This window comes from Candidatus Magnetominusculus dajiuhuensis, from assembly GCF_046044395.1.
Taxonomy (GTDB): domain Bacteria; phylum Nitrospirota; class Thermodesulfovibrionia; order Thermodesulfovibrionales; family Magnetobacteriaceae; genus Magnetominusculus; species Magnetominusculus dajiuhuensis.
This window is the reverse complement of record NZ_JBJUSG010000102.1, coordinates 1-13,752: the sequence shown is the minus strand read 5'-3', so window position 1 is coordinate 13,752 and position 13,752 is coordinate 1. Positions and strand designations below refer to the sequence as shown.

The 13,752-nt window shown below is 47.5% G+C and carries 8 protein-coding genes; 5 read left to right on the top strand and 3 right to left on the bottom strand.

Going from position 1 to position 13,752, the window contains the following annotated elements:
• The first annotated feature begins 194 nt into the window (after nt 1-194).
• From AB7D94_RS13000 to AB7D94_RS12980, 5 genes are all read left to right on the top strand, one after another.
• A complete protein-coding gene (locus AB7D94_RS13000; protein WP_420266317.1) occupies nt 195-689 on the top strand; it encodes a putative metallopeptidase in 495 nt (164 codons plus the stop codon).
• Nucleotides 690-734: 45 nt separating this feature from the next.
• Nucleotides 735-2,261, top strand: a complete 1,527-nt coding sequence (locus AB7D94_RS12995) for a response regulator (protein WP_420266316.1) — start codon at nt 735-737, stop codon at nt 2,259-2,261.
• A 224-nt stretch (nt 2,262-2,485) separates the two neighbouring features.
• Nucleotides 2,486-6,208, top strand: coding sequence for a PAS domain S-box protein (locus AB7D94_RS12990; protein ID WP_420266315.1), 3,723 nt, complete (start codon nt 2,486-2,488; stop codon nt 6,206-6,208).
• Nucleotides 6,205-6,585 carry a response regulator gene (locus AB7D94_RS12985; protein WP_420266314.1) on the top strand — a complete coding sequence of 127 codons (381 nt, stop codon included), beginning with the start codon at nt 6,205-6,207 and terminating at the stop codon, nt 6,583-6,585. Before AB7D94_RS12990 ends, AB7D94_RS12985 begins: the two co-directional genes overlap by 4 nt.
• Complete coding sequence (locus tag AB7D94_RS12980; RefSeq protein ID WP_420266313.1) at nt 6,575-7,708, top strand: hybrid sensor histidine kinase/response regulator; 1,134 nt, start codon at nt 6,575-6,577, stop codon at nt 7,706-7,708. The genes AB7D94_RS12985 and AB7D94_RS12980 overlap by 11 nt, the downstream gene beginning before the upstream one ends.
• Nucleotides 7,709-7,818: 110 nt before the next feature.
• On the opposite strand, the gene ispG is transcribed toward AB7D94_RS12980, so the two are convergent.
• The 3 genes from ispG to AB7D94_RS12965 form a co-directional block, all read right to left on the bottom strand.
• Complete coding sequence (ispG, locus tag AB7D94_RS12975; RefSeq protein WP_420266312.1) at nt 7,819-8,895, bottom strand: flavodoxin-dependent (E)-4-hydroxy-3-methylbut-2-enyl-diphosphate synthase; 1,077 nt, start codon at nt 8,893-8,895, stop codon at nt 7,819-7,821.
• 9 nt (nt 8,896-8,904) lie between these two features.
• Nucleotides 8,905-9,975, bottom strand: coding sequence for an endolytic transglycosylase MltG (mltG, locus tag AB7D94_RS12970; RefSeq protein WP_420266311.1), 1,071 nt, complete (start codon nt 9,973-9,975; stop codon nt 8,905-8,907).
• A 119-nt stretch (nt 9,976-10,094) separates the two neighbouring features.
• Complete coding sequence (locus AB7D94_RS12965) at nt 10,095-13,478, bottom strand: EAL domain-containing protein (RefSeq protein WP_420266310.1); 3,384 nt, start codon at nt 13,476-13,478, stop codon at nt 10,095-10,097.
• Nucleotides 13,479-13,752 lie beyond the last annotated feature (274 nt).

The window sequence follows — 13,752 nt, the reverse complement described above, 5'->3', positions numbered from 1 at the left end:
AAAAAAAGGGGGGGCTGGCCTACTATTATGACACAGTCTGCAAGCCGGAATGACAAAAATAAGGGCGATGACAAAAATAAGGGAAGCAATTTCAAATGCGTTTGCCCTGACTGCCTAATTAATTTTATTCACAAACTTGCCGCCATATGGTATAATCCATGCGAAATTACATTTTTTAACGAAAGGAGTCCAGCGTGATATTTATTAGATACGAAGACGCACCCACTGAGGCCATAGCCATTGTGGACGAGGTGAGGGCTGAGTTTTTCCCTGAGCTTGTAAATGTGAACATAAAAATCATATATGATTTAAAGGCGAGAAAAAGCAAGGGAAACCTCGTCCTTGGCAGGATTCAAAAGACAAACGAGCTTAACAGACTTTTAACCAGAGACGCGACGATTAACGAAGAGGGATACGATTTTTTCTTATATCTGGATAAAATCGTCTTCACACACGTAGAAAAGAAAGATAAGATCAGGATAGTAAGACATCAGCTCCGCCACATCTACATAGACCCCGAAAGCGTAAAAAACCCCTACAAACTAACCGTACCCGACATAAGGGATTTCTCCATAGAGATGAAACTAAACAAAGACGACGAGAGATGGGCAGAGCGCGTGATGGAGGTGGCGATGTCCTTGTACGAGACCGAAAAGGAAAGCAATAAACCCGCTTTTTCAATGAGTTAACAAGCTAATTAGAATGTGACTATTGAAAATACGCATGGGAGGATTATGACTAACCGAAGGCCGGTTATTTTGTGTGTTGATGATGAGCCGTTAAATCTGAAACTCCTCAACGCCATACTAATCCACAAGGGCTATGATGTGAAGATGGCTGAAGACGGCCTTGCCGCCCTTAAGGTAATTGATGAACAGAGGATTGACCTCGTCCTCATGGATGTTATGATGCCCGGCATGGATGGTTTTGAGGTATGCAAGGAGATTAAGGAAGACGAGCGGTATAAGAACATTCCGGTTATTATGATAACGGCGTTGACTGATACCGAGAGCCGGATAAGGGGCATTGAGGCGGGGTCAGAGGATTTTATATCGAAGCCGTTTGACGCGGCTGAGGTGCTTGCGCGCATCAAAATGCTCCTCAAGATGAAGGGACTAAACGATAACCTGCTTTTCGCCTATAACTGCATAGGGGATTTGACCTCGTTTGGTGAGCAGGTGATGCAGGATTTTGACCCGGGTAATTTCAGCTACGTATCTAATATAGACAGAATCGTAGGCAAGCTTATAAGGCAAACAGCGCTGGAGCTGGATAAACCCAACATAGTTATTATACATACGGTTGATGAGTTCAGTAACTGGCACTGGCTTAAGTATGATTTAATAGACGGCAAGGTGGTAAAATCGTCTATGGCCATAGATCTCAACTGCGATAACTGCCCGCATTTAAAGACCCGTGAGCAGATATTCTCCTGCGCGAACAAAGACGACATGACCGAGGCGGGGATAGACGCCTTTGTTTCAATTCTGGGGTCCAGGGGTATTAAGGTCTCAAACATTATCTGGTATTTTGGCGGGAATTTCTGCGTGTTTGCGCTTAACTACGGTAGGCCGATTAAGAAATACGACACCGCTATCTTAAAGAATCTTGTGATGCAGGGCCTGTTTTTGCGGTCACTGTCGTTGCAGTTGTCAGAAACAGAAAACGCCTTCGAGTATGCCATATATGCCCTTGCGAGGGCGTCTGAGGCCAATGACGAGGATACGGGAAACCATATAATACGGGTTGGGCAGTTCAGCGCCATAACGGCAAAGATTTTAGGCATGGACGAGTCTTTTGTCAGCGCTATGCGCGTTCAGGCCCCGCTTCACGACGTAGGCAAAATCCACGTACACCCCGATATTCTCAAGAAAAAGGGAAAGCTCACCGTTGAGGAATTCTCCGCTATGAAAAGCCATACTTTTTATGGCACTAAGATAATCGGTGAACATAGCAGACTTGAAATAGCAAAGACCATCGCCGTAACACACCATGAAAGATGGGACGGCTCAGGTTATCCCGCGGGATTGAAGGGGCTTGAGATTCCCATAGAGGGCAGGATAATCAGTATAGCCGACCAGTACGACGCCCTGCGAAGCGCAAGGTCGTATAAACCCGCCTTTGACCACACTAAGACATATCAGATAATCACTGAGGGCGATGGCAGGACGATGCCGCACCATTTTGACCCCGACGTGCTCAAGGCATTTATAGAGGCCGCCTCGCAGTTTGAAGAGGTATATGAAAGGCTGAAAGGCTGAGGCAATTCAAAATATGAGGGATTATAAAAAATGACTCACCCCACGACATTTATAGCTGAACCTTCGCGCCGAGGAATAGTGAATTTACCCTTAGTCTGTCATTCCGGCTTGTCCGGAATCTTATTTGGCTTGAGGATGTCGTGGAGAGACAGATTCCGGACAAGCCGGAATGACGACAAGGCAAGCCGTGTGGAGACATTTTTTTTGTCGGGGAGTGAGAAGAAATGAGAGAGATTAATCAAACTCCTGAACGCACGTTTACGCCGATGAGCAGGTCTTTTCAACTGATTTTTGTCTCCACTGTTCTTATCTTTATAGCCTTCGTTGTGAGCGGGATGTGGTTCTCACAGAAGGTCAACGGTTTCAGCAGGGCGATAAACCTTGCAGGTTCAGAGAGGATGAGGGCGTTTCAGATAGTATATCTGGTTAAGAAGGCATTCGATGAACAGTCCCCGCAAAGGGAAGAGACCCTCGGACACGTAAAAATGGAGATGGGCAGATTCGAGGCAATCCTCAACGCCCTTAAAGACGGCAGCGTCAAGTATGATCTTGTAAAAGTTGCAGACCCTGAATTAGATAAAAAGCTCAGATTCATAATCCATCGCTGGGAAGAGGAATTTAAGCCCGGGCTTGATTCCATATTTATTGCATCGCCACAAGACAGGGCAACGCTTTTGCGGGAACAGGGAAAGAAGATACACGATTTCGTCGAGGTAGATATTGATGGGGTTGTAACACATCTTGTTAACAGCGTGGAGAAGGCGGAGGGGATTTTTATCTGGACAAGGTATGTTCTCACGGCGATAGGCGTCTTGTTGATGATATCGAATCTGATTTATTTGCGGCGCAGGGTGCTGAAGCCGATAGCGTCGCTGATTCAGGATACGGAGAAAATAACCGGCGGCGATTATTTGTCTTTGGTCGAAATTCAGGCGGCAGACGAGCTGATGGTGCTTGCAGAGCGTTTTAACGCCATGACAGTGACCATAGGGCGGTCTTTCAAAGAGATGGAAGACCGGGTTCAGAGGAGGACGATAGAACTGTCTACCGCAAATTCGAGGATGCAGTCTTTTTTTGACAGCGCCGCAGACGCGATTGTCTCAATCAACCCCGAAGACATGACGATAATACTTTTCAGCAAAGGGGCAGAGAAAATATTTGGTTATCGCACTGACGAGGTAATAGGCACTAATGTAAATTGTCTTATGCCTGAGCCGTTTCATTCTAATCATAACCAGTATGTCAGGAATTACCTCGAAACTGGCGTTAAAAAAGTAATGGGCCAGATCGCAAGGGCAAAGGCAAAAAGAAAGAGCGGGGAGATATTCGATGTTGACATATCAGTAGGTGAAAGCATAACACCGACGGGCAGGGTGTTTAACGCCATAATACGGGACACATCAGAAAGGGTTAAGACGGAGAAGGCGATGCAGAAACTCTCCAATGCCATAGAGCAGTCGTCGGAGTCTGTAGTAATAACGGACAGTAACGGGGTTATTGAATACGTCAACCCGGCCTTTGAGCGTGTCTCCGGCTACAGCCGCGCTGAGGCGATTGGAAAGAATCCGCGGATACTCAAATCAGGCCTCCAGCCAAGGTCTTACTATAAGGAGCTATGGGATACCATTGTTGGCGGGAGCATCTGGCACGGCGAGTTCAGCAACAAAAAGAAAAACGGCGGGATTTACTATGAAGACGCGACGATTACCCCGATAAAAGACGAAAATGGAAACGTGACACATTTTGTAGCGATAAAAAATGACGTAACGGCGAGGAAATTAGCCGAGGCTGAGTCCGCTAAAAAGAACGCCGAGCTTGAGGCAAGGTACCGCTACGATTCGGTGTATGCCAGGGCAATGTCTATATTCAGCACGACCTTCGACCAGAAACAGGCCATGTCGGATATGTTGGCGCTGCTGTCAGAATCCCTGTCATATCCCAGCCTCGCCTTTTATTCATACGACGAGTGGGCAGGGTTGCTCGTGTGTGACTCATCCTACGGTGTGTCAGGCTCTCTAAGAAAGGAATTCGGCCTTTCGGAGGGGATAGTCGGACAGTCCATTGTCAGCGGACGCGCCATTGAGATAACAGGCAGCGAACAGTTTCCCCTTACAATAGAAACGGGGCTTATCTCCATAGCCCCTCAGGCCGTAATCGTCCAGCCCGTCTTCCATCAGGGCAGGGTAATGGGCGTCCTTGTGGTGGCGTCAGTCGCTCCGCTTACCGACCTTGACAGGGGGTTTATTGAGCGGCTTACGATAAACATCGGCATTTCCCTCCAGAGCTTAAAACAGTATAACGATATGAAAGAGCTGACGGAACAGGTAAAATTAAGGGGCGATGAGATAGCCAGAAAGAACACTCAACTGGAGGAGTCAAACAGGCTGAAGTCAGAGTTTCTGGCAAACATGTCCCATGAGCTTCGAACGCCGCTTAACGCGATTATCGGGTTTTCGGAGATACTCAAAGACGGCGTCCTGGGCGACCTTGGAGATGGCCAGAAAGAGTACGTAACCGATATATTTACCAGCGGACAGCATCTGCTGTCTCTTATTAACGACATCCTTGACCTCTCAAAGATAGAGGCCGGCAAGATGACCCTTGACCTTGACAGGCTTGATATCCCCTATATGCTTGGAAACAGCCTCTCAATAATAAAAGAAAAGGCTCACGCTCACAATATAGCCATTAAACTCAACGTACAGGAATCTGTTGGGCATATGTTTGCAGACGCGAGGAAATTTAAACAAATCGTCTATAATCTGCTCTCTAACGCGGTTAAATTCACCCCCGCCAATGGGACGGTAACTTTGAACGCCGACGCCATCGCTGTGGATAACAGAAAATTTCTTGAGATATCCGTCACCGACACTGGAATCGGCATGTCAGAAGAGGGGATGAAGAAACTCTTTCGGCCATTTGAGCAGATAGACGGCTCGCTTTCGCGAAAATATGAGGGCACAGGGCTGGGCCTTGCGATGGTGAAACGGCTGGTTGAGCTGCACGGCGGTACGATAGGCGTTGAGAGCGAGGAGGGCAAGGGCAGCAAGTTTACCTTCAAAATCCCTTACAGGGAGGATGTGTCGGATGCTGAACTGCCAGAGATGAGCCATCCGGTTGAGGAAGTGCCTGACTCACCGCCCGAACAATTACCCAAAGAAATAAAAGAACCGCTTGTGCTTATCGTAGAGGACGACCCTAAGTCAGCCGAGCTATTAAGTATCCAGCTTGGCTCAGAGGGTTATAGGACAATTCGTGCCTCAACCGCAGCGCAAGGGCTTGCCCTTGCGGCGCAGGAAATCCCCGACCTCATCACCCTTGACATCATGCTTCCAGACATGAACGGGTTGGATTTTCTCAAGAATGTAAAGGAAGGTGAGGCCACAAAACATATCCCAGTGCTGATAATATCTATGTTGAACGACAAATCCAAGGGTTTTTCCCTTGGGGCGTCCAATGTACTGCAAAAGCCGGTATCAAAGGACGAGCTTATTGAGGCCGTCAGGCAAATCGGAATTGTACCTGAAGACCTGACAGGGCAATTAAAGGTGCTCGTGGTGGATGACGACCCTAAGGCGGTTGAAATCGTATCCCTTTATCTTCAGTATGAAAACTGCTCGGTATTCAGGGCATACGGCGGACAGGAGGCCATTGATACGGCAAGACGCGAGCTGCCGGATTTGATACTGCTTGATTTGATGATGCCAGAGGTGACAGGCTTCGATGTCGTGCGCTGCCTGAAGGAACTGCCCGAGACCGCGTCAATATATATCATAATCCTCACCGCTAAGGTAATAACGGAGGAAGACCGTAGGGCGCTGAACCATAATGTCCTTAAGATTGTAAATAAGGGGCGGTTTGACAAGATGGACCTGATTGCCGAGGCAAGGCGGGCTATGCGGGGCAGAGGCCATGTGCAAACGCAGGCACCGGATGTAAAAATATGAAGAAAATACTGATTATAGAGGATAATCCATTAAACATGAAACTGGCGTCTGAGATCCTCCGGCGAAGCGGCTACACAGTGCTTGAGGCCGACAACGCCACCGATGGAATCAGGATTGCCAAAGAGGCTCAACCCGTAGTCATTCTTATGGACATTCAGCTTCCCGATATTGACGGCCTCACCGCTACGAAGATGTTAAAGCAGGACGACTCAACAAGGCATATCAGGGTGGTTGCCCTCACTGCCTTTGCGATGAAGGGAGATGAGCAGCGTATGCGAGACGCCGGATGCGACGGCTATGTGTCCAAGCCCGTAAGGTATAAGGAATTTCTGGAGACAGTTTCGTCATTCTTCACGGGTCAGGCCGATGGAAAATAAGGGTTGCGTTTTAGCTGTTGACGACCAGCCGATAAACGTAAAACTGCTCTCGGTACAGCTTCAGTCTGCCGGCTTTGTGGTGTTGATGGCATACGGCGGGCAGGAGGCCCTTGATATGGCAGTCAAACACATGCCGGACTTAATCCTTCTTGATATAATGATGCCTGATATGGACGGTTACGAGGTATGCCGCCGTCTGAAGGCCAACGCCCTCACGGCAGGTATTCCCGTGATTTTTATAAGCGCCCTCACAGATGTGGCCGAAAAGGTCAACGCGTTCAAATGCGGCGGGGTTGACTATATCTGTAAACCCTTTCAGAAGGAGGAAGTAATCTCCCGCGTGGGCACGCACCTGAATCTGTACTTTCTGCAAAGGTCATTAAAAGAAAAGGTGGAAGAGGAGACAGCTAAACGCCGAGGTGGTGAGCAGATACTCGTACAACAGTCCAAAATGGCGGCAATGGGTGAAATGCTCGGCATGATAGCCCATCAGTGGAAGCAGCCGTTAAACGCAATCTCAGCAACGGCTCAAGACCTTGAAGACGCCTTTACTCATAATCAGCTTGACAAGGAATATCTACATTCCTCTGTAACTACAATAATAAGTCAAACAGACTTTATGCTTAGGACAGCCGATGATTTCAGGAATTTCCTTCGTCCCTCAAAAGAAAAGATTCGGTTTAATGTGAGAGATGCGGTCGAAGAGGTAATCTCCATGTTCTCCCCCTATTTCGCTAAAAGCGGCATCGCTCTGAAGCTCTGGCTCAAAGGGGATGATTTCACCGTAACCGGCTACCCAAACGAATTCAAGCAGGTTGTATTAAATCTTATAAGTAATTCAAAAGATGCAATACTCAGCCGCAAAGACAAAGGAACTGAAAATAAGATTGACATCACAGTTCGCAAGGACGACAGGATAACAATTACTATACGCGACACCGGAGGCGGCATCCCCGAAGGTATGATAGACAAGATATTCAAGCCATATTTTACAACGAAGGCGCCGGATAAGGGCACGGGCATCGGTCTGTACATGTCCAAGACAATAATAGAGACCAACATGGGCTGGCAGCTCTCAGTATCAAACGTAGAAGGCGGCGCTGAGTTCAGGATTGATACATGACAAAGTCCAAAGATTAAAGGATTAACGACGAAGGGGGGGTAACCCCCCTTCACCCCGTAAATCTCGCCACGTTTTGTCCTTTAATTTCCACCTGCCGCTCGTTGGCGGCTTCAGTGCTCCGGCAGTCCTTCAATTGTTTCTACCAGGCAGTCAAGCAGTTCCGATTCCATGACCTTCTTAATGACAACCCCTTTTTTGAACAACAGCCCTACCCCATTGCCACCAGCTATCCCTACGTCGGCCTCTTTTGCCTCACCCGGACCGTTTACCTCACAGCCCATTATGGCAACTGTGATGTTTTTGTTCAGGGGTTTGAGCCTACTTTCGGCCTCCCTCACGAGGTTGATAAGGTCAATCCTCGTGCGGCCACATGTAGGGCATGATATTATATCAATGCCGTGTTTTCTCAGGCCAAGGGAGCGCAATATCGAGTAGGCGGTCTTGACCTCCTCCTCCGGCCGGGCAGTCAGGGAGACTCTCATTGTGTCCCCTATGCCCTCATAAAGCAGGATACCAAGGCCAACCGCGCTCTTTATTATTCCAGCGGGGGGCGGCCCGGCCTCCGACACGCCTATGTGAAGCGGGTAGTCGTAGGTGCGTGAAAATGTTCTGTATGCCTCCACCGTTGACGGCACGTTAGACGCCTTGAGGGATACCTTAATGAGGTTGAAATCCATGCCCTCAAGGATTTCGATGTGTCTGCGCGCGCTTTCCACGATTGCCTCAGGCGTGGGATGGCCATATGTTTGCAAGATGTCTTTTTGCAGTGAACCGGCATTTACGCCAATTCTTATGGGGATTCCCTTGTCCTTACAGGCGCTTACAAGTTCTTTTACCTTCCACAGCGCCCCAATATTGCCCGGATTTATCCTCAGCCCATCCACGCCGTTAGCAATGGCCCTTAAGGCCAGCTTCCAGTCAAAGTGTATATCGGCTATGATGGGGATGGTGGCGGCGCGTTTGATTTGGCCAAGGGCATCCGCGGCGGCGGCGTTCAAAACTGCTATACGGATTATCTCGCAGCCTGCCTCTCTGAGCGCCGCTATCTGGTTTACGGTCGCCTGTATATCGGTCGTGGGCGTCTTTGTCATTGATTGAACACTAACAGGGGCGTCACCACCTACTGCGACTGTGCCAACGTATATAGTGCGGGTCGTTTTGCGGGTTGTTCCGAGTATTTGAGGCATGGGTTGTGGTTATCTCCTTTTTTTGTGTTTACGGGAATTTGGGTTATGTTTGGCTTTTGTTTTTTTCGGCGTAGCCGCAATAACATGGCTGACAGGGGATTTCCCTGTGTATCTTCCTATGGCCTCTTTGTGTTGTGTGTAGGTTTCTGAGAAGAAATGTGTCCCGTCCTTTTTTGATACGAAATATAGATAGGGCACATCTGCGGGGTGTAGTGCCGCAGTTATGGATTTCAGAGAAGGCGACGCGATAGGACCGGGCGGAAGCCCCGTGTGCCGGTAAGTGTTATATGGTGTGTCGTTGTGGAGGTCGCCCGCGGATATGCCATATTTAAAATCCTTAACGCCATAGATGCAGGTGGGATCGGCCTGAAGTGGCATTCCAATGCGAAGCCTGTTGAGGTAAACCGCGGCAATAAGGGGACGGTCTGTATCCGCCTTTGCCTCTTTTTCGACGATAGAGGCGAGCGTCAAAAGCTGATGCTCTGTCAGGCCGATTGCACTTAGTCTGTCCCTGAAATCCTGTGGATAGTTTTTCCTCAGCAGGTGCGCCATGAGCGTGATGCCCTCCTTTGGGGTTACGCCCTTATCAAATATATATGTCTCAGGATACAGATAACCCTCCGCTGAGGATGCCTTGATGTCAATAGAGTTCAGAAAGTCCTTATCAGAGGCGAGGTTGAGAAACTCATCCGGCACGGAGCTATTGAGTGACGGGAACTTGGCTGCGACATCTTTGACAGTCTCACCGGGGATAATCATCAGCCTTACCTTTACCGTGTCGCCCTTGATGAGGATGGCGAGGACTGAAAGGGGGGTTGAACCTGTATGGAAAACATAAAATCCGGGCTTTAAATCCCTGTCAATGGCCTTGTATTTAGCGACATAAAACACAATTGAAAGTCCCCTCAAAATTCCCTTTTCCTTAAGTATATCAATAGCGCGCCTAAGGGAGCAACCCTTTGGGATTTGCACCTCCAGCTCGTCCGCGTTATAACTGACCGGCACGTACAGCTCGACAAATAGAAATACCATCATGGCCAAGACCATTGTTGCAATTGATACGATGACAAGTTTTTTCATATTTTAGTTAATATAATACAGCCAGCACGGCTGCCCCCACCCGGAGCACTGAAGCCGCCAACGAGCGGCAGCCGGAAATCAATAGACAAAACGTTGGCAAAAATACGGGTGAAGGGGGGTTACCCCCCTTCGTCTTTTAATAAAGCCGCGAATTTCTCCGCTGTAACCGGTTTGCTAAAGAGATACCCCTGCACCTCATCACACCCGAGGGCGCGTAAAATCTCTAACTGCTCCGCAGTTTCCACTCCTTCGGCGATTACCTTTAATCTCAGGTTGTGCGACATATCTATAATCGTCTTGACGATTGTCAAATCATCCTGATTCTTTGTAATTTCATTTACAAATGACCTGTCCACCTTCAGCTTCTTAAACGGCAGATGCTTTAAATAACTCAACGACGAATAGCCGGTGCCGAAATCGTCTATTGCCACCTGGATACCCTTAGCGTTAAATCTGTGCAGCATCGAAACCGTGCTGTCAACGTTTTGCATACAAAAACTCTCGGTAATCTCTAATTCTAAATAACCCGGCGGCATCTTTGTCTTATCCAACACATCAAATACCATGTCCGCCAGATCATAGTTCCATGATATCTGAGTGGTTGATACATTAACGGCAACCACTATGGGTGGCAGCCCCTCGTTTTGCCATGCGATATTTTGTTTGCAGCTCTTGTAAAGCACCTGTTCGCCAAGCGGTATAATTAGTCCTGTATCCTCTGCTATGGTTATGAATTTATCAGGATAGAGCAGCCCCTTCTGTGGATGCTGCCAGCGCACCAGTGCCTCTGCCCCTATTATCCTGCCCGTTGAGATGTCTATCTGTGGCTGGTAGTGAACAACCAGCTCATCGCGCTCGATTGCAAAACGGAGTTCTTTCTCAAGCGCTATGCGCTGGTTCAGCGCCTCATCCATTTCGGGATTAAATAACAGACAAATATCTTTGCCCGCGTTCTTTGCGTGAGACATGGCAGTGTCGGCGTGTTTGAGCAGCTCACCCGCGCTGTTGGAGTCCGACGGGAAAACGCTTATGCCTATGCTTGCCGTTAAGGTGTGAGTTTGACCATTAACATCATAGGGTTCCTTTAGAGACGCTAATAGTTTATTTGAAACAGTCTCTATCTGGTTGACATTACTCACATTCGATAGTATCACCGTAAACTCATCGCCGCTCATCCGTGATACGGTGTCAGATTCCCGAATACTTTTAAGCAGTCTATCGGCAATTGATTTTATTAACTTGTCTCCAGCGTCGTGTCCCATTGTGTCGTTGATCAATTTAAAATTATCTATGTCTATGTAGAGAACTCCAAGCATGTATCCATAACGTGTGCTGCTTTTTATTTCATGTCCTAACCTGTCAAAAAACAGTATTCTGTTAGGCAATCCGGTGAGGGCGTCGTTATTGGCCATATACTCCAGTTTCTCTTCCATACGTTTACGCTCAATGATGCCTGATAAGGTGTTGGCGGCAGACACAAGGAAGTCTTCCTCCAGCGCTGTTCGCTCGTGGCCCTCCTCTACGTACAGGTTTATTACGCCGATTACCCTCCCCTCTACCTTAACAGGGACACAATAATGCCCATGAGCGCCTATGCCCTCATAATTAACCTCATGTTGGGCATCCATTGCAGAGGTAAATATCACCTTACCTGTTGAGGCGCTTTGTCCACACAGGCAACTGCCCATGCGCACACGCCTGCATAAGTGTAACAACTGCGGGGCAAGCCCCCTGTGAACCGCCATCTCCAGCTCATCGGGGTCATTTCCTATCAAAAAGATACATCCCGTGGATTTTGTGGATAACCAGGGCACGGTGCTTATCAGCTCGAGAAATTTCTCAAGATATTCCTTCAGTGATAAGAACTGTATTGATAATTGTAATATCGAATTTATGACATTTTGGATCAAAAAACTTTGATTTATCTTCTCTTCGGCCTCTTTGCGAATGACAACACCGGCAATCGTACGCGCTATTGTCTTTAAAAATACGTCATCATCTTTTTTTCGTTCGTGCCCTTTGTTCAGGTAAACATTGAATACACCCAGTAATCTGTCGCCTGAAATGATGGGCACACAGTAATGGCCGTGGGGGGCGATACTGTCGTATTTGACGGTGTGTTTTTCGTCTGTCTCGTCGTCTTGCGAAAATACTATATCCCTTGTAGAGGCAGCCTGCCCGCAAAGACATTTACCGTAGGGCAGCGGTGAGCACACCACTAACTGGTCTTCTCTGAAATTCTGAGACGCCACTATTTTGAGTTCGCCGGAGTCCTCATCGTTAATAAAGATACACCCCTTAGCTTGTAATGAAATCCATGGGTTGAGCAGTATAAGTTCCAATATCTTTTGCAGCAGCACCTCAAGAGAATCGGACGATAACGATACATTGAGGATAGACTTTATAATCTCCTGTTCCTTTACATGGGTCTCTGTCTCTTTCTTTTGTTCCAATAAATCATTATAGCTACTCAATAACGTGCCTTTTGATTTAGCCCTGTACAGCGCGAATATGCCAATCAGATAAACCACGACCATCGCCAGCAATACATATGAGCAATGATTAATAATATCTTTAGTAACAGAGGCGGTGCTGACAAGGAAAATCATTGTCCAGTCGGCATCCTTATTTTGCGCCCTTGCCTCCACGTATTGTGTCTCTTTCGTTTGATTATCAGATTTTGATTGTGCCGGTTGGCCAAGGGTAACAGTGGTTATGCCGCTATTTTGCGATTTCTTTATAATCGGCAGTGGCAATAAAGGAATATTTTCATATTGCCTGATGTCCTTAATCTCTTTCAGCACATTATCCGGCAGCTTGACCAGGCTGTTAAAAGTATATCTCTTGTCGCTGGAGTGAAAAATAATGCCGTTTCTATCCACAAGCATAAAAATCTCATCGTGACCCGCGTTATGAAGCGTAAATAGTTGTATCAGGTATTTTACTACGACAACACCTATTATCTGCCTACCGCTCCTTATAGGATATGATACATAATAACCCGGGGTTTTCGTATAAACGCCTACGGCTACAAACCGGAAGGGCGTTCCTTTTATGGCGCTTCGGAAATATTCTCTAAACCTTAAATCCTTGCCGAGTAAACTCTGTGGTTTTTTGAAGTTACTCGTAGCTATCACAATACCGTCCGCATTCATTACATAAGTTGACTCTGACCCTGCCGAGTCATTGAATCTAAGCAAGTAATCATTTATATTTGCCGCCCTGCCGGGATGTCTTACAAATTCTATAACGGTAGGACGCTCTGATAGTAACTTAGGGAAGGTCTCATAAATGTTTAACATATCCAGCAAATTTCTGTTATACGTATTTAATTGCCCTAACGCGTACTTGTGAAGTTTTGTCATCTCGCTATTTTTAGTCGAGACGGCCGTAAATACCAGCAAGGCTAAGGCAACCGCCGCCATGAAGACAGTAAACCTTGAATAGTTCAGATAACTTCCTACATTCTTTTGCTTTTCAGCGCCATTGTGCCCCTCAACCATTCAGCCCTTACTCTCCCTTGATTTATAACTTCCCAACAACACACACCCTACCCGTGCAGACGCAACCCGAGCGCACTAATATTGACATATCTATACGGGTAAAATCAACACACGACCGAGCCAATTGCAAAATGAATAAATATGTCCCTTTTATGTCCACCTTTGAAGACTGGATTCCTGCTTTCGCAGGAATGACAACCTGATTCCGTCTCCCCTTGTCTGTCATTCCCGTGAACAGACTGTGTCACAATAGTAAAGCAGCCCCCCCCCCCCC

Bases quoted from the DNA above. Each gene is read 5' to 3' on its own strand.
- AB7D94_RS12995 (WP_420266316.1), top strand. From the start codon at position 735: ATGACTAACCGAAGGCCGGTTATTTTGTGTGTTGATGATGAGCCGTTA.
- AB7D94_RS12990 (WP_420266315.1), top strand. From the start codon at position 2,486: ATGAGAGAGATTAATCAAACTCCTGAACGCACGTTTACGCCGATGAGC.
- AB7D94_RS12985 (WP_420266314.1), top strand. From the start codon at position 6,205: ATGAAGAAAATACTGATTATAGAGGATAATCCATTAAACATGAAACTG.
- AB7D94_RS12980 (WP_420266313.1), top strand. From the start codon at position 6,575: ATGGAAAATAAGGGTTGCGTTTTAGCTGTTGACGACCAGCCGATAAAC.
- ispG (WP_420266312.1), bottom strand. From the start codon at position 8,895: ATGCCTCAAATACTCGGAACAACCCGCAAAACGACCCGCACTATATAC.
- mltG (WP_420266311.1), bottom strand. From the start codon at position 9,975: ATGAAAAAACTTGTCATCGTATCAATTGCAACAATGGTCTTGGCCATG.
- AB7D94_RS12965 (WP_420266310.1), bottom strand. From the start codon at position 13,478: ATGGTTGAGGGGCACAATGGCGCTGAAAAGCAAAAGAATGTAGGAAGT.